The following is a 17,207-nucleotide window of genomic DNA, read 5'->3' on the forward strand; positions in this document are numbered from 1 at the left end:
TACATTATTCGCAAGTTGAATGGAAGGAGGTGAGTATAAGTGGCGTTGGCAAAGAAAGCTGAGAAGCGAATTCGCATTCCCGAGAATCTCAGGGCCCCCTTCGCGCAGATGGTTTCGGACGAGGCTTACCTGCGGGCAACTGACGAATCGAAAACCATCATCGGACTCGTCTTCGAGAAGGTGCTTCCCGCGTCCGCGTTCGCGAGGGACAGAATGCTCAACGTCTACAGCGGTGATAGCCTGTTCACGAGTGTGTCGGACGTATTGCGTTCGAACGTCACCGGCGCAATCGGCACCGTCGCCGAAGCGGACTATAAGCCCATAATCGAGTTCGGAGCGAGGCTCATTCACGAGAGGAGCTGCGGCACTGCGCTCTACACCGGTGCAATGGACATACCGCACCTTCGACGTTGCTTCGATTCTGTTCTTGACTACATGGAACACGAGACCCGGAGCGACCCCTCGAATCCCCTTCTCGACTACGAGACGTCCCGTGCAGTCAAGTACGGACGCTCGCTGATGAACGAGTGCTCGACGGAGTTCAATCGAGCGCCCGTAGCAGCCCTCGTTCGCTTCGCAGTTGAGTACTTCGACGAGATTGGATGCCTGAACGCAACATGCGCCTATCTCGCCGATGCTTTTTCCGCGCTTGAAGAGAGCGTCACCATCTCGGCTAACAAGTGCGGCAACAAGCACGTACCACCGGACACCCCGGAGCTGCGCCGCAAATGGAGCGACCTTCTGGAGACGGTCTGCTCCGACTGGCAATAGAAAACGGCACCCGACTCCCCTCTCTTAGTCGCCAAACCTCGAAGAGGAGCCGAGCGCCCCAAACAAGGAGTTTATCATGCATCTTGCAGATGACCCCAAGACCGACGCCATCTCCGCAGGCATCAACCTGCGCCATGTCGGCACCAAGCGCATCATGAGCCGCCTGGACGTTCAGATCCTCACCGGCATCGGACAATCCAGCGCCATCAAGCTCATGAAGTCCACCCACCACTGCTTTAGTATCGCCAACCAGTACTTCGTCATGGAAGAGGACCTGTTCGACTACTTCCACAAGCTGGCAGAGGGGGCGAGCGAGTAATGAAGCGCCCGAACGCCAATCCCCTCGTCTTCGAGCTGGATGTACTCGATGAGCACGTCCACGCCCTTCAGGAAGACAAGCCCATCGCCTCCTTCGGGCTCGACGCACTCAACAGCATCCTCGGCGGTGTCTACCCCGGGCTCAACTACGCAATCGGGACCGCCCCGGGCAAGGGCAAGACGACACTGGCACTCCAGGAGGCCGACAAGCTCGCGGCAGACGGGCACCCGGTAATCTACGTTTCCGCCGAGCTTCCCGCGCACAAGCTGGTCGAGAAGAGCCTGGCGCGTCTCAGCGACGGCAAAGTCGCGTTGTCCGAGGTCTCCAGCTGCGCGACCCAGAATCACCCTAAGCACACGACTTTCGAGGCCGCACTCGACAAATATCGCACCCAGATCGCCCCCAATCTCTGCATCACCGGCCCGCTCAACACCGTGGAGCTCTCCAACCTCGTCGGGCTGGTAACACGCGAGCGCGGCGAGGTCCCCTTCGTCTTCATTGACTACCTCCAGCTCCTCGCCTGCGGCGTCACGGCGGACCAGCAGTTCATCGACGAGCGATTGGCTATCACAGCATGCGTGAAGGGCCTCCGCGAAATCTCGAACCTCTATGGCTCTCCCGTCATCGCACTGAGCTCGACCACTCGCAAGTCCTACGATTCCGGGAAGTCGGCCAGGCCCAACCTCGCCATGTTCGGTGGTTCCTCCGCTGTCGAGTACGGCTTTGACTCGGTGCTCTACCTCGCCGATGACAATGACAAGCCCGAGTGGCCCTACGAGTCTCCCGCAACCGGCACGCCCCTCAAGCTCGTCGCCCTCAAGAACCGCTACGGCACGCTGGGCGAGTCCCGACTCGACTTCGACGGTGCGCGCGCCACCTTCCACGACAGGGGCTAGCCCATGCGTGGCAAAGCCAAGACCGCGCATATAAACGTCCGCATGACCGAGGAGGAGCGTGCCGCCATCACGGTGCGCTCCTCCTCTTTTGGTATGGCCCCATCGACGTTCATGCGCGAAGCCGCTCTCCTCATCGGTGAGAAGCCCGTCAGGATCGCCGACGAGGCGACGCTGCGGCAGCTTCTTCATCAGATGAAGAAGCAGGGCGGAAACCTCAACCAGGCCGTTCTCACCGCAAACGCCTATGGCGTGGATACGCAGACGGCCCAACAGCTCGCGGAGGCCGTCCGTCTGGTATCGAGCACGGCCTCGCAGCTATCGAACCTCATCTCCAAGAATCGAGAATGATCATGAAAACCAAGATGCCCACAGCGCTCATATCATCTCTTCTCCTAGCGATCCTCGCATGCCCCGTCCTCGCCGTCCCCGTCGACGATTTCGTCGCCGGGACACCGTTAGGCGCGGCTGCGATTCCGTCGTCGTTCGGCGTGGACACCGTCCTCGGCTGGTGGCTCACGGGTGCGTTCACTGCTTGCCCGCTCGGAACCCTGCTGACCTTCCTCCTCGCCTTTTGCATCTGCGCTCTCATCGCCTACTCGACCACCCTCAACGCGAGGGCCGAGGACGGCGGCGTGCTCGGCAACGCCCACGTCAAGACGGGTCGCGAGGTCATAAAAGGGTCCATGACCTGGGACGGCTCGACGAATCCCTCGTCACGTGGGTTCGTCTATGGGTTCACCAAGTATCACGGCAAACCCTGCTATCTCTACGAGCCCAAGAAGATGGCCTTCGTGTCAGGGGCCACCGGGTCAGGTAAGAGTCGCTTCCTCTATCTCCCCTCAATCGACCTGCTCAGCTACGGCGGCGCTTCCAACGGATCCGAGCCCGCGACCCTAATCGTCTCCGACGTGAAAAACGAGCTCATAGAACTCACGGGCGACGAGCTGGCCCGTCGCGGCTATCGCGTCCTGCTTCTCGACACGCAGCACCCCTATAGGGGACAGAGGTTCAACCCGCTCAAGCAGGTGCTCGACCTCCATGCCGAGGGACGCGACCAGGAGGCCGAGCAGGCGGCGGACGCCATCGCGGAGCTCGTGGTGCAGGACGACGAGAAAGACAAGGGCTCGCACTGGACCGCCTCGGCCAGGGGCCTGCTCTCGGCCCTGGTCCTGCTGGTCTCCATGTCCGACGAGTGTCCCGAGGAATCAAAGCACCTCGCGACCGTCTGCGAGGTCCTGGACCGCGGCACCGAGGCCGAGGGAGACGACCCGTCCGAGCCCCTGAAGGCCGTCTTCCGCGCTCTGCCGAGCGGCCACCCCGCCAAGGGCCGGGCGTCGCAGTTCGTCTCCTCGGGCGGCAACGAGCTCAGGAGCATCCTCTCGACGCTCAAGGTCGCCCTGCGCCCGTTCTCCTCCGCCCCGGTCGCCTGGATGACCTCCGGCTCCGACATCGACCCGCACACGGTACTCACGGAGAAGAGCGCCGTCTTCCTCCACGTGCTCGACGAGGGCTCCCCCTACAACTGCATCGCGGCGATGTTCCTCTCGCAGCTCTGGGCTTCGGTCCAGGCGGTCGCGGACGTGAACGGCGGCAGGCTCCCCCGCCCCGTGCAGATACTCGGCGACGAGTGGGGCAACCTGCCCCGCGTCGAGTGCCTGCCCGCCCTCCTCAGTCTCGGGCGCGGGTGCGAAACGTTCTGGGTCGGAGCGACGCAGGACGTATCCCAGCTCAACAAGTATGGCGAGAGAGACGGCCGCAGGAAGATCCTCGCGAACTGCGGGGTCAAGATTGCGATGAAGCTCGCCGAGGAGGAGGACCGCCGGTACTTTACCGAGCTCATCGGCAAGACCACGCGCCACACGCAGGGCACGAGCAACGGCAGGGCCGCGTCGGGCACGTCATCCTCGACGTCCTACAGCGAGAGCGCCGACGACGTGATACACCCCTGGGAGTGGCGCGGCATGGCCCCGGACCGGGACGGGATCATCGTCGTGAAGCACGCGGACAACGGTATGCCCGCATGTCGAGCCGGCGTCTTCCGCTCCCCCGTCACCGACTGCACCAACACGCCCACAAGGGAGCACTTCGACCTCGGGACCCCCGAGCACGAGGCGGAGAACCGTCGCGCCTACCAGCGCCGCCTCGACGAGTCAGCTGCTGGGAAGATGCGCGAGGAGGCCTCGACCTGGTGCCCAAAGTGGCCCGAGCCGGAGAAGAAGAACGGGAGCAAGCCGGGCGGCAAATTCAGCGGGCTCTCGCTCGACTAGGGAGGCGACCATGACGGCGATAAAGCAGACGAGCGTCTGCAGCGAGAGGCACCTCGCGAGACTCAGGGATTACCTCTCCTGGGACCGCGACAAGGCGCTCGCCCACGGCACGCAGAACATCATCGACGATGACCGCTGGTTTCAGGAGATGGCGGACACGAGGGCGGCCATGGGTCACGACAGGCCCGGCAAGGCCGGTGCCAAGTGTACCTACATGCAGCACCAGATACTCGGGTTCCTCCCAGACGAGTGCGACCTCAACGGCGGGAAGATGACGCCGGAGCTGTGCATGCGCTATGCGAGGGAGTACGTGGCCGAGCGCTACCCCAACCAGGAGGTCGTGATGATGCTGCACCGCGAGCGCTGCCGCGCGGACGCCACTGACCGCTACGCCGTGCACCTCGGCATCAACCGCAGTGATCTGGAAACCGGCCGAAGGCTCGACGAGGGCCCCGCCCGAAAGGCGGCAGCATCACGCGTGAAGACCGTCCGTACCCTGGACGAGAGGTATGGACTCAGGCAGCTTGAGCGCGGCAAGGCCAACTCGCGCGTCCACGCGAGGCAACCCGGCACGGAAGAGCGCGACATGGCCCGAAAGGGGCAGGCCGAGCGCTCGGAGAACGCCCGCATCCGCGTCGCGGTCGCCCGCCGGATCGAGGAGGTCGGGCGCATGCGCGACTGCCCCGACCGGATGGGCGAGCTTGAGCGGCGGCTCAGGCGGGACGGCATCGAGCTCGCCAGGTCGAAGGGCGGGAGCCTTCAGTACCGATTCTTCTCGAAGGCCCTCGGGGCTGTGCGGAAGGTCAACGGCGGCAGGCTCGGCTTCGCGGTCGACCACTCGACCGGCCTCGTCGTCCGCTTCACGCTGCGCGGGATAGCGACGGCGATGAGGGCGTTCTGGGAGCTTGAGCGCAAGGCGCTCGAGAACCAGAACGGGCGAGGGGACTGAGCATTTGGGCCGGGACGCAACAGGCGTCCCGGCCCCTTTTGGCGAGAGCGACTTCGGAGCGGTTCGCCCCCGCCGCAGGCGGCAAGATGATTCCGTGCAACGGAATCCATATCTTGCCTGCACGGAGCGAGCCGGTTGCCAAGGCAACGCGAGCCCAGGCAGGTGAGCGCCGGTTGAGCCGACGCCGAGGAGACGCGACCCATGGGGAGCGTCGCACGACGGTGCTCGGCGACCCGGCGCGAGAGGCCCCGCCCGGCGACCACGGCGGAGCGATGGCGACTTCTGGAAGCCATCGAGCGAAGCCGTTCGGCGGGTGGGGCCGGCGTGAGCGGAGGCGGACGAAACGCGACCCTGGGGAGCGTTGCCAGGGAGCCGCAGCGAGAGCGACGCTATGCGTCGCGGGGGTCCCGCCCATAAGCGGGACCCATCGGCCTCAAGGCCGATCGCTACGTGACAACCTCGAATCGCTACCGTTCGATAATTCCGATTGGAAGTAGTTTTCCTTTGCTCTATAGCCGGAGGTTAAACTGTTGGATATCTTTGTCGCGATTCAATTCGCACCAGCTCGTTATCAAAGGATTTCACATGGCCAGGAAAGAAGCCGCACTCGACCTTTGGGTTGCCGACAGGCTCACCGAATGTGATATTGAGTTCACATCACAGGGGAGCAGCATCAAAGAAATCGACAACGCCCTCAAGGACGCATCCAAGCGCGGAACGGGAAACGCTGGCTATCCTGAATACGTTTCGAAAATTGGCCGCTTTGTTCTTGTCATCGAAGATAAGGCGAGCCAGAGCCGACATGAAAAGCTAACAGATGCTGACATCCTCGACATGAGCACCGAGGCCGTTACCGATTATGCCGTCAACGGTGCCTATCACTACGCCTCGCACATCGCAAAGAAGAGCCCTTTCACTGAGGTCTTCGCCGTTGGGGTTTCAGGGGACTCCAAGCATCACACCATATCTCCCGTGTTCGTGAATGACCGAGAAGGCTACAAGAGGCTCCCAGACCTCGAATCGTTCACTTGGCTCTCACCGAGCAACATCGTTGAATACTACACACGGTATGTTCTTGACGAACCAACCGACGTCGAGAAGACCACCGAACAAATTCTCAAGGATGCGGCAGAGCTTCACGAATATCTTCGCACCTACGGCTCCATCAAGGACCAAGACAAGGCTCTTGTGGTAGCGGGGATTCTTCTAGCTTTGGATGAAATCGAATACGGCGGATTCTCAATCGATTCCCTTACCGGGGACCAGACCGAAGGCATGCGCGACGGCGATAAGCTGATGAACGCCATTCGTGGAAGACTCACGCGCTCCAACGCCGGGCCAGATGTGAAGAAAAACAAGCTTCTTGCTGAGTTCGGCATTGTTCAAACAAGCTTTCGCTTAAACGAGGTCAATGACACCCTAGGGATGACCCCGTTGCACTACTACACGAACTTCCTTAACGAACACGTTTTCAAAAGCATCAAGTACCAGCAGACTTCTGAAGACTTCATAGGTCGCTTTTACGGCGAGTTTATGAGCTATTCCGGCGGGGACGGCCAAACACTCGGCATCGTACTCACGCCAAAGCACATCTGCGACCTTATGTGTGAGCTCGTTGATGTTAAGCCTACAGATACGGTGCTTGACCCAACATGCGGAACGGCGGGATTTCTCATCGCCGCCATGCATCGCATGCTTTCTTCTGCAACCAGCGAGCAGCAACGCAAAGACATTAAGAAAAAGCGCCTTCACGGCATCGAGCTCCAAAGCAACATGTTTGCAGTCGCGGCTGCAAACATGATTCTTAGGCGAGACGGAAACAGTAACCTCGAATGCTGCGATTTCCTCAAGCAAAACCCGGCCCAGATACAGCTCAAAGGGGCAACGGTCGGGCTGATGAATCCTCCATACAGCCAAGGAACCAAAGCGGATCCAAGCCAATACGAGCCATCTTTTGTGGAACGTCTTCTCGACTCTCTCACAATAGGTGCGAGAGCGGCGGTCATCGTTCCGCAATCATCCATGACCGGAAAAAGCAAAGCCGAGAAGGAGTTCAAGGTCTCCATCCTCAAGCATCACACCCTCGAAGGCGTTATTACGTGCAACACCGATACATTCTATGGGGTCGGAACGAATCCCGTCATAGCCGTGTTCACCGCCGGCGAACCACATGACCCTGAAAAGGAATGCCGTTTCATCGACTTTAGGGATGATGGCTATGAGGTAAGGGCGCACGTCGGCCTGGTCGAAGGCGACTCTGCAAAGGACAGAAAGCAGCATCTTCTTGACGTTTGGAACGGCCGCGAAGACGCCCCATCGAAATTCTGCGTCAGCTCGACCGTCAAGCCAGATGACGAGTGGCTGCACAGCTTCTATTACTTCAACGACGAGATACCTACCGAAGAGGATTTCGAGAAAGCAATAGCCGATTATCTAACATTCCAGCTAGACATGGTTTCTCATGGTCGTAGCTATCTCTTCGAGGAGGACCCCGATGCTCGATTTGAATAACAGGGATTGGGCACCCTTTAAAATCTCGGATTTATTTCAACCGGCTCGCGGCACCGAGAAAAACATGACCTCTCTTCAGGTCGGAGACGTTCCACTTATTTCCGCTCGCAACTGCGACAACGGCGTAAAGGCTTTTGTCTCTATCCCAAACGAAAGACTTCATCGTGGCCACGCCATCACTCTAAACAACGACGGCGATGGCGGGGCGGGTCTCGCGTACTACCAACCAATGGAGTTCGCTCTCGACACCCACGTAACGGACTTAAGGCCAAGAGACTCAATCGGAAACCTCTCAAGATATGCCATGCAATTCGTGGCCGCATCCATTTCTAAACAGCGAACGCTATTCGGCCACGGAAGGTCGATCAGCCTAAAACGGCTCAATTTGCTACGAGTAATGCTTCCCATCGATGAGTCCAGCAATCCCGATTGGCAGTTCATGGAGGATTACATCCGCGAGCGAGAAGCCATTCAAGTCCAGCGCTGCCGCGAATTCCTGATGAAGCGCATCGCCTCTATCGAGAGAGAGAGAGAGAGAGAGAGTAAATAACCCCGAGTTCGACCACTCCTCACTGCACGAAAGAGATTGGAAATCGTACTCAATCAGCCAAATATTCGACATTCGTTCCGGGAGGCGCTTGGAATCTCGTAACCGAAAGTATGGAAGACGACCGTTTATTGGGGCGCTTGACAATAGCAACGGGATTGCCGGTTTTACGGCTGATAAGAATTCGTCGCTCGACAACAATGTCCTTGGCGTGAACTATAACGGTAATGGCGTCTGCCTTGGGTTCTACCACCCCTATGAGTGCATTTTCTCCGATGACGTTAAACGCTTTCACGTCAAGAACAACAAGGGCAACGAGTTTATCTACCTCTTCCTAAAAGTCGCCATCCAGCAGCAAAAGAGCAAGTTTGGCTATCTGTACAAGTTCAATGCTACAAGGATGGCACGCCAGGCAATTATGCTTCCCTCTGTAAACGGTGGCGAGCCAGACTTCACTTTCATGGAAATATTTGGAATGTCAATTACTCTCCAGCTGCTTCTGAAGCAACTGGCCTACTTAGAAAAAATGCCTGCCTAGCAGAAGGGCGAGTTTTCAACGGTCCTCGGTGTCGGAGGGTCCCAAGTGTAACCCGGAGACACCGGGGGCTGTTGGAAACTCGCCCTTCTCACAGCAACGTCACCCTAGGTTTTCAACGCTTTCCATAGTCGGAGGGCTTCTTATAAGCCCGCAGACTGTGGAAAGGGTTGAAAACCGGATATTTGGGTGAAATATCGGAGTGAAATATGTAGGCGAGCTGTTTTCATCATAGAACTATCTTTCACCCCTTTTTCACCCCTCTATCGTCTATTTAGCCCTATCTATACAAAAGCAGGTCAGACGATTTATACCGTCTGACCTGCATTTTCTTCTGGTGCCCCCGGTGCGATTCGAACGCACGACACCCGCTTTAGGAGAGCGGTGCTCTATCCCCTGAGCTACGGAGGCATGTTGTACTAGTGTAGCAGATTTGCGCCACTGCCATGCAGCGCATAGCCACTCTTCGAGGTAGTCATTGGGGACGTTCTTTAATGACTAGTCGTTTAAGAACGTCCCCAACGACTACCCAGCGACTAGTTACCTTTGTGGAAGAGGTTTTTGATAACGGAGGGAATGCTCTTCGCACCCTTGGCCGTCACATCGATGAAGTCGGGCGAACGCACGAGCTTATTCTCGTCGACGTACTTGCGGACCGCGCGAAGCGTCTCTTTGTCGTCACGCGTCGAAAACGTAAAGTGACCGTTGTCCTTGGTGAAGATGGCAAAACGCGTGATCTTCTTGGTACCGCGCAAAACCTCGGCGGCAATATAGTCGACCTCGTCCCACGGGATTTGAATATAATCCTCGGGATTGCGCTCGTTATAGTACTCAAACGCCTTATTGCCCACCATCACGTTACCGTGGCTGGTAAGCCCCATCAGGCAGGTTGCCGGCGTTGCCAGATCGACCGTGCTGTTCTGAGATTGCGCCATACGCGCCTCGCCCTCCAATAAAAACAATCGGACCGCATCCAGTGTACCCACCGGGTGCGGTCCGTTTCAATGGCTCAAAAGCCCTTGCCTAGCAATTCTCGGTCTTAAGCCGAAGCGTGCTTACATGAAGCCGCAGAAGCGACCGATGATGCCGACGGCGAAGAGAGCCAGGATGATGACGATCGGGCTGACCTTCTTCTTGAGGAGCTTGCAGACCAGCAGGGTCAGGCACACGGCGGCAAGGCCGGGGATGAGCTGATCGAGGTTGGCCTGAAGCGTGGTGACCTTCATCTGATCAAGGGCGGTAGCACCGACGGAGTTGTACATCGTCAGCGCTTCCTTGATACCCTCGGAACCGGAGGGCAGGCTAGCCCAGTCGATAAAGGCGCCAGCAGACTGCTTGACCGTGGAGACGATCGGGGTGAAGGAAATGGACACCCAGCGCTCGACCAGGGCGCCGATGATGAACATACCCAGGATGGAAGCGCCCTCGGTGACCTTGCCCATCAGACCACCGGAGAGGTCCTTGGCGATGGAGGAGCCGACCTTGTAGCCAAACTCCTGCGTGTACCACAGGAAAGCGTAACGGATGATGTTCCACGCGAAGAAGAACAGCAGCGGACCGACGATGCTGCCGGACATGGCCAGGGAAGCGCCCAGAGCGCCCAGAATCGGGCGAAGGGTGAACCAGAAGACGGGGTCACCGACGCCGGCGAGCGGGCCCATCATACCGACCTTGACGCCCTGGATGGCGACGTCATCGATCGGAGCACCGTTGGCGCGCTCCTCCTCGAGGGCGAGGGTAACGCCAATGACGGGGGCGGAAACATAGGGGTGGGTGTTATAGAACTCCAGATGGCGCTTAAGAGCGGCAATCTGGTCATCCTTGCTGGTGTAGAGCTTCTTGATCGCAGGGATCATTGCGAAGCACCAGCCGCCGTTCTGCATACGCTCGTAGTTCCACGACCCCTGAAGGAACTGATGACGGAAGCAAACCTTCTTGCGGTCAGCCTTGGTGAGCTGAATCTTGTTCTCTGCCATATGTATCACTCCCCTCCTACTCGTAATCGTTCAGAATGTCGCCGAGCGGGTCGCCGGAGCCACCGCCCATGCCGCCACCCTGCTTGGCCAGATCCTTAAGGCCAAGGTAGATGAGGGCAAGGGAGATGCCGATGAGGCCAAGGGCGATCAGCGTGAGCTGAGGGATGGCAGCAAGGACAAAGCCGAGGATGAAGAACGGCCAGGTCTCCTTGGTGGCCATCATGTTGATGACCATGGCGTAACCGACGGAAGCGACCATGCCGCCGCCGACAGCCATGCCGCCGGACAGCCAGTCGGGCATAGCGTTAAGCGCGTTGGTAACGGCCTCGGCCGGGATGACGCACAGAAGCACTGCCGGGATGGCGATACGAAGGCCCTGCATGAGGATGGCAATGTACTGCCAGCGCTCGATGCCGGAGAAGTCGCCCTTCTCGGCGCAACCGTCCATGGCGTGAGCGATAGCGGTAGCAATGGTACGGCAAATCATGGTCAGGAACAGGCCAGCGACCGACAGCGGGACGGCGACGGCGATGGCCGCGGTAACGGCCTTGGCCGAATCAGTGGCGCCGCCGTTGAGGGCGAGCACCATGATGATCGAAGAAGCGACCGAGGCCAGAGCGGCGTCAGGCGCGACGGCGGCGCCGACGTTAGCCCAGCCAAGGGCCATCATCTGGAGCGAACCGCCCAGGAGGATGCCCTCCTGAAGGTGACCGGTTACGAGACCGATAAGCGTGCATGCCACGAGCGGCTGATGGAACTGGAACTCATCCAGAATGCCTTCCATACCGGCAAGCAACGCGACAATCGCAACAAGCAGAATAGTGATTGCAGACATGTATCGGACCCTCCTTTACTATGCTTGAGCGGCCAGTTCGGCCTTAGCTTTCTTCAACATGGCGTCGAGATCCTCGGAAGCATCCGAAGGAACCTTGCGGACCTCGAACTTGACGCCCTTGGCCTTGAGGGCCTCGAGAGTCTTGACGTCGTCATCGCCCATAGCGACGGCGTTGGTGACGACGACCTTGCCCTTGGAGTGAGCCATGGAACCGATGTTGACTTCCTTGATGTCGACGCCGGCCTCGATGGCCTTGAGCAGATCCTGCGGGTTCTCAAAGAGCAGCATGGCCTTGGTGTCACCAAAGCGCGTGTCCTTGACGACCTCGGCCATCTTCTTGATGGGAACGACGTTGGCATGGACTCCCGGAGGGGCAGCCTGCTCGATCATGGTCTTGCGGAGCTCGTCGTGAGCAACGCCGTCGGAAACCACGATGATGCGGTTGGGGTTGATCTGCTTGGTCCACGTGGTGGCCACCTGACCATGCAGCAGACGGGTGTCGATACGGACGTGGGCAATCTTGATGTGCCCGTCGCCGATGACCGTTCCCGGAGGGATGGCGCCTGCAGGAGCAGCGGCGGCCGCAGCCGGCTTCTTCTCCTCGGGCTCCAGAGACTCGGGCTTGACGCGCACGCCAGCCTTAGCCTCAGTCACGAGATGTTTTGCGATCGCATGTGCAGTGTTCTTTGCGTCAAAGCGCTGCGAATATGCCTCGATGAGCATAGGCAGGTTGACACCGGTGACGATAGCCCAGGAATCGTGGCCCTCGATGAGCCCGCTGATCTGGTTGAACGGCGTGCCGCCCCACAGATCAACGAGGAAGAGCACCTGCTCCTGGTCCTCGAAGGAAGCGACTGCTTCCTCGACCTTGGCACGGAAGTCGTCGGGGCCCATGCTCGGCTCGAGCGAGACCACGGCAACAGACGGCTGATCGCCAAAGACCATCGAGCCCGTCTGCTTGATTCCAGCTGCCAAGTCCCCGTGGCTAGCAAGAACAATACTTACCATCACATAACCTCCTTTTTGTCTACGTATTTCCTACACGACATGAAAGGAGTATACCTGTTTGGATTGTGGAATTATAGCTAAATCCGCAAAAGGTTGGATTATTTGTTTAAACGTCTAGGTTTGTTACAAGTTGATTACGTTACTGCTTTTTGACTCATTACACGACAAGGCGTCGCTCATCAAGCTATGTATTTTATAGATACAAGCAAGCTGTTCATTAATATCGATATTAAGCAAGTGCGAATGTGCTCGTACTGTCACTATTTTGTTTAAACAGACATGGCTTGACTATTTGCACGACTTATGCTCAACAAAACTACTCAAAAAAGTTGCGGTGAAATAGTTCTTGTTTAAGAGCCAGAAGGCTGGATTTAGGAACTATTTCACCGCAACTTATAGGGGATCCTAGACGATGTGGAGTGGGTTGGCGGCGTCGACGGCATCGGGCGCGTCGGAAGGGCCGTCGGGGGCAGCGCCTGCCGGATCCTCTTCGGGGGTCTCGATCTGTTTGATCATTACCTCTTGGCCCTGCAGCAAATAGGTCTCGCCGCTACCGCAATGGGGACAGGCCTTGCCGTGCTCGACCGTCGCGTAGTCGCAGCCACACGCCTCGCAATGTGTCACGGCCTCAACGGGCTCCACGATAAGCTCCGCACCCTCGGTGATGGGCTTTTTATCTGCCGCCCAGCGCCAAGCGTCGAGTAGCAAGTCGGGAACGACGCCCGAGACCTCGCCCAGCAGCAGCGTGACGCTCGAAACGCGACGCACGCCATTGGCGCGCGCCACGTTCTCGACATCGCGAATGATGTGATAGACGATTCCCAATTCATGCAAGGCGAAACCCTTTCTGCAGAGGTTGATTCGATGCAAACTCAAAGCAAGGGGACGACGAGATCTAGTCTGCGCCGTCCCCTTACCCGCCATGGCTACCTATTTACGACCAAATTTAATCTTGATGGCACGCTTTAGAGCGTACTTGCCGAGGCTTGGGAGCTTTTGCTCGTATTTGACCATCGTGGAGCACTCGGGGCGGTCGCGATCCAGATGGATGGCGTCGAACGCGCACTTGGTGGTGCACAGGCCGCAGCCGATGCACTTGTTGGGGTCGACGATCGAGGCACCGCAACCCAGGCAACGGGCGGTCTCGGCGCGCACCTGCTCTTCGGTAAAGGTCTCGACGTACTCGCTAAACGGCGCAGCCTTCTCGCGCTCGCGGTCCACGTGGGCAACCTCGCGGCTCGCGTTGTCGTAGCTCTCGAGCACAACGTCGTCGCGGTCGAGCGCGGTGTAGCGGCGCTGATTGCGGCCGATGGTGAGCGTGGAGCCCGGCTGCACAAAGCGATGGATGGACACCGCGGCCTCGTGGCCGGCGGCGATAGCGTCGATGGCAAAGCTGGGGCCAGTGTAGACGTCACCACCCACAAAGATGTCGGGTTCGGCGGTCTGGTAAGTCTGGGGATCGGCAAGGGCGCCCTGGCCGCGGCCGAGCTCCACCTTGGAGCCAGCCAGCAGGTCGCCCCACACAATGGACTGGCCAATCGACATGACGACACGGTCGGCATCGACACGGCGCAGATCGTTCTCGTCGTACTCGGGCGCAAAACGGCCCTCGTCGTCAAAGACACGCGTGCAGCGCTTGAAGGTGATACCGCACACACGACCGGCCTCGTCCAGGTGAATCTCCTTGGGGCCCCAGCCGCAGCTGATGTGAGCGCCGTCCTCAACGGCCTCGCGACGTTCTTCCTCGCTGGCGGGCATCTGGACCTCGCTCTCCAGGCAGAACATCTCAACGTGCCCAGAGCCCAGACGGCAGGCGTTGCGGGCAACGTCGATGGCCACGTTGCCGCCGCCCACCACAATGGTGCGGCCGGACAGGGTATCGATCTTGCCGCTGTTAACCTCGCGAAGGAAGTCGACGGCCACGGTCACGTCCACGGCATCCTCGCCCGGAATACCGGCAAGGCGGCCGCCCTGGCAGCCGATGGCCACGTAAAAGGCCTTAAAGCCCTGCGCGCGCAGCTCGTCGAGCGTCACATCACGACCGACCTCCACGCTATAGCGGAACTCGGCACCCATCAGGCGAATGATCTCGACCTCGGCCTCAATGACGTCCTTCTGCAGCTTAAAGCTGGGAATGCCGTAGGTGAGCATGCCGCCCGGGCGCTCGTTTTTCTCGAAGACGACGGGCTTGTAGCCCTTCTCGGCCAGATAGAAAGCGCAGGACAGGCCGGCCGGACCGGCACCGATGATGGCGATCTTCTGATCAAAGCCGCCAGCGCGCGTCGGCGTCACCACGGGCGGGACGTAGCGGGTCGCGGCATCCAGATCGCGCTGGGCGATGAACTTCTTGACCTCGTCGATGGCCACGGCGGCGTCCACACGGCCGCGGGTGCAGGCGTCCTCGCAGCGGCGGTTGCACACACGGCCGCAGATAGCGGGCAGCGGGTTCTCGCGCTTAATGAGTGCCAGCGCCTCGTCATAGCGACCCTGAGCCGCGAGCTTCAAATAGCCCTGAACGGCAACGTGCGCGGGGCAGGCCGTCTTGCAGGGAGCGGTGCCGGACTCATGCGTCTCGATGCGGTTGTCGTTGCGGTAGTTGGGCGACCACTTGGTGTGGTCCCACTTGGTGGCATCGGGCAGCTCCTGGCGCGGATACTCGGGCACCTGTCCGCCGGCCTTTTTGCTGCAGAGCTTCTGGCCCAGCTTGGCGGCGCCGGCCGGACACACCTCGACGCAGCGACCGCAGGCCACGCACTTGTCCTTCTCGACCTTAGCGACATAGGCCGAGCGCGACAGGTTGGGCGTGTTGAACAGCTGCGAGGTGCGCAGGGCGTAGCACACGTTGACGTTGCAGTTGCAGATGGCGAAGATCTTGTTCTCGCCGTCGATATTAGTGATCTGGTGCACAAAGCCGTTGTCCTCGGCCTGGCGCAAGATGTCGTAAACCTCGTCGCGGGTCACGTAATGGCCACGATCGGTCTCAACCACGTAGTCGGCCATATCGCCCACGGCGATGCACCAATCGGCCGGGTCGTCGGCGCAGCCCTCACCCATCACGCGACGGCTCGCGCGGCAGCTGCAGGTGCTGGCGGCATATTTGCCATCGTATTTGTCGAGCCAATGCTCGATATGCTCGATCGGCACCGAGGTGCTCGCGGCGTCGATGGCCTTCTCGACCGGAATGACGTGCATGCCGATGCCGGCGCCTCCGGGCGGCACCATCGGCGTGGCCTTGGACAGCGGTCCCTTGGACGCCTGCTCAAAGAACTTGGCATAGACCGGGTGCTCCTCGAGCTGGCTCACGCGCATGTTGAGGAACTCGGCAGAACCCGGCACCAGCATGGGCAACACCCATTGCTTGGCGCGCTCGGGGTTTTCCCAGTTGTACTCGAGCAGACCCGTGTAGCTCATGTCGTCGAGCATCTTCTCGATATCGGCTTCGGGCATGCCGGTGAGCTTGACCATCTCGGGCAGCGTATAGGGACGGCGCATCTTCATCTTGCAGAGCACTTCGGCCTGCTCGTCGGTTGCGGCCTCGGCAAACGACCAGTACTCGTAGCCCAGCAGCTCGTCGCGATGCAGCAGACGGTTGGTGCAGTGCTCGCACAGCTTGACGATGGCCTCGCGCGGATGCTCCGGCAGCGGCGGCACGAACTCCGAACCGATGTCGGGCTCGGTGTAACTAATCCCCGGTCCGTTGAGAATCATGGTTGTCCCTTCTCTTGCCGCAGCCCGGCGGGACCGCAGCGCCCCTCTTTTTTTGCAGGCCGGACATGCCCCCATGCCGTTCACCCGCCATTGTTGACATTGTGTCAAAAATAGTATTGACGAACCGTCAACAATATTCAAGACTGTTAGGCGAACGGTCAGGCAAAAGAGGATGAAAGGCGGCAAAACATGGGCAATAACACAGCAGGTACCTCTGTGGTCGATGCCGTCCCCGCATCCGATAGCGCGGCAAAGCGCCTGACGGGCGACGAACGCCGTCGCGAGATCCTCGATGCCGTGCGCACCGTAAGCTCCGAGCTGGGCGTGTCCCACCTATCGGTATCGGCCGTGACCAAGCGAGCCGGCTGCACGCGTTCATTGTTCTACCACTACTTCGCCGACATGGACGCCGCCGTCACCGCTGTTATGGACGAGGCGATCGACGACTTTATCTCCGAACTCGAGCGGTGGAACGCCGACCGCACCGTCGGTGATATCGAGGGCGCGCTCGACACCGTCGCCCCGCTCTTTAAGCGCCTGGTCGCCAGCGGCCACGAGCTGCCGAGCACGCTTACCTCGAGCAGCGGCGCGCTCTACGGCGGCTTTTTGCACAACGTGGTCCAGCGCGTGGCGCAGTATATCTGCGACACCACCGTAGTGGATTTTGTCGCCCATCATGAGCTACGCATCGACCATGTCTACGAGACGTTCTACACCCTCATCATGGGCCTTTTGATGTATATCCGCACGCACCCCGATGTGCCCGACGAAACGGTCAAGGAAATCATCGCCTCGACACTCCACATCGAGGGCTATACCGCCAAGTATCCGGAGCGCAAGCCCCAGAACTGACGACATTTGGCCAAACTGCCCGCGATCAGAAGA

16 protein-coding genes and 1 tRNA gene are annotated in these 17,207 nt (G+C 59.5%); 10 read left to right on the forward strand and 7 right to left on the reverse strand.

Annotated elements, in window-relative coordinates; all coding sequences use genetic code 11:
• Nucleotides 1-39 precede the first annotated feature (39 nt).
• The 9 genes from AAA069_RS08255 to AAA069_RS08295 all read left to right on the forward strand — a co-directional run bounded on the left by AAA069_RS08255 (nt 40) and on the right by AAA069_RS08295 (nt 8,798).
• Nucleotides 40-771, forward strand: a complete 732-nt coding sequence (locus tag AAA069_RS08255; RefSeq protein WP_349128079.1) for a hypothetical protein — start codon at nt 40-42, stop codon at nt 769-771.
• A 76-nt stretch (nt 772-847) separates the two neighbouring features.
• The gene (locus tag AAA069_RS08260) at nt 848-1,090 is read left to right on the forward strand and encodes a hypothetical protein (protein WP_006235186.1); all 243 of its coding nucleotides are present in this window, start codon (nt 848-850) and stop codon (nt 1,088-1,090) included.
• Entirely contained in the window at nt 1,090-1,986 is an 897-nt protein-coding gene (locus AAA069_RS08265) for a DnaB-like helicase C-terminal domain-containing protein (RefSeq protein WP_349128080.1), read from the forward strand. Before AAA069_RS08260 ends, AAA069_RS08265 begins: the two co-directional genes overlap by 1 nt.
• 3 nt (nt 1,987-1,989) lie before the next feature.
• The gene (locus AAA069_RS08270; RefSeq protein WP_349128081.1) at nt 1,990-2,334 is read left to right on the forward strand and encodes a hypothetical protein; all 345 of its coding nucleotides are present in this window, start codon (nt 1,990-1,992) and stop codon (nt 2,332-2,334) included.
• Nucleotides 2,331-4,253, forward strand: coding sequence for a type IV secretory system conjugative DNA transfer family protein (locus AAA069_RS08275; protein WP_349128082.1), 1,923 nt, complete (start codon nt 2,331-2,333; stop codon nt 4,251-4,253). The genes AAA069_RS08270 and AAA069_RS08275 overlap by 4 nt, the downstream gene beginning before the upstream one ends.
• 10 nt (nt 4,254-4,263) lie before the next feature.
• A complete protein-coding gene (locus tag AAA069_RS08280) occupies nt 4,264-5,202 on the forward strand; it encodes a relaxase/mobilization nuclease domain-containing protein (protein WP_349128083.1) in 939 nt (312 codons plus the stop codon).
• A 585-nt stretch (nt 5,203-5,787) separates the two neighbouring features.
• Complete coding sequence (locus AAA069_RS08285) at nt 5,788-7,713, forward strand: N-6 DNA methylase (RefSeq protein ID WP_349128084.1); 1,926 nt, start codon at nt 5,788-5,790, stop codon at nt 7,711-7,713.
• The gene (locus AAA069_RS08290) at nt 7,697-8,263 is read left to right on the forward strand and encodes a restriction endonuclease subunit S (RefSeq protein WP_349128085.1); all 567 of its coding nucleotides are present in this window, start codon (nt 7,697-7,699) and stop codon (nt 8,261-8,263) included. Before AAA069_RS08285 ends, AAA069_RS08290 begins: the two co-directional genes overlap by 17 nt.
• Before the next feature lie 22 nt (nt 8,264-8,285).
• On the forward strand, nt 8,286-8,798 hold the full coding sequence (locus AAA069_RS08295) for a restriction endonuclease subunit S (RefSeq protein WP_349128103.1): 513 nt from the start codon (nt 8,286-8,288) through the stop codon (nt 8,796-8,798).
• A 332-nt stretch (nt 8,799-9,130) separates the two neighbouring features.
• Here AAA069_RS08295 and AAA069_RS08300 read toward each other — a convergent pair.
• From AAA069_RS08300 to AAA069_RS08330, 7 genes are all read right to left on the reverse strand, one after another.
• Nucleotides 9,131-9,206 (reverse strand) — tRNA-Arg (locus AAA069_RS08300).
• A 125-nt stretch (nt 9,207-9,331) separates the two neighbouring features.
• A complete protein-coding gene (locus AAA069_RS08305; RefSeq protein WP_195919107.1) occupies nt 9,332-9,730 on the reverse strand; it encodes a DUF956 family protein in 399 nt (132 codons plus the stop codon).
• 120 nt (nt 9,731-9,850) lie between these two features.
• On the reverse strand, nt 9,851-10,771 hold the full coding sequence (locus tag AAA069_RS08310; RefSeq protein WP_055310058.1) for a PTS system mannose/fructose/sorbose family transporter subunit IID: 921 nt from the start codon (nt 10,769-10,771) through the stop codon (nt 9,851-9,853).
• A 16-nt stretch (nt 10,772-10,787) separates the two neighbouring features.
• The gene (locus AAA069_RS08315; protein WP_343006487.1) at nt 10,788-11,606 is read right to left on the reverse strand and encodes a PTS mannose/fructose/sorbose transporter subunit IIC; all 819 of its coding nucleotides are present in this window, start codon (nt 11,604-11,606) and stop codon (nt 10,788-10,790) included.
• 18 nt (nt 11,607-11,624) lie between these two features.
• Nucleotides 11,625-12,614: a PTS sugar transporter subunit IIB gene (locus AAA069_RS08320; RefSeq protein WP_195246705.1), complete on the reverse strand. Its 990-nt coding sequence runs from the start codon at nt 12,612-12,614 to the stop codon at nt 11,625-11,627.
• Between the two features lie 405 nt (nt 12,615-13,019).
• Complete coding sequence (locus AAA069_RS08325) at nt 13,020-13,448, reverse strand: hydrogenase maturation nickel metallochaperone HypA (protein ID WP_117770276.1); 429 nt, start codon at nt 13,446-13,448, stop codon at nt 13,020-13,022.
• 96 nt (nt 13,449-13,544) lie between these two features.
• Nucleotides 13,545-16,322 (reverse strand): FAD-dependent oxidoreductase, encoded by a 2,778-nt coding sequence (locus tag AAA069_RS08330; protein ID WP_349128086.1) that lies wholly within the window; start codon nt 16,320-16,322, stop codon nt 13,545-13,547.
• A gap of 189 nt (nt 16,323-16,511) precedes the next feature.
• Here AAA069_RS08330 and AAA069_RS08335 point away from each other — a divergent pair, with 189 nt between their 5' ends.
• Nucleotides 16,512-17,174 carry a TetR/AcrR family transcriptional regulator gene (locus tag AAA069_RS08335; protein WP_117770275.1) on the forward strand — a complete coding sequence of 221 codons (663 nt, stop codon included), beginning with the start codon at nt 16,512-16,514 and terminating at the stop codon, nt 17,172-17,174.
• The last annotated feature ends 33 nt before the right edge of the window (nt 17,175-17,207 follow it).

This window comes from Collinsella sp. CLA-SR-H006 (genome assembly GCF_040097075.1).
Classification (GTDB): Bacteria; Actinomycetota; Coriobacteriia; order Coriobacteriales; family Coriobacteriaceae; genus Collinsella.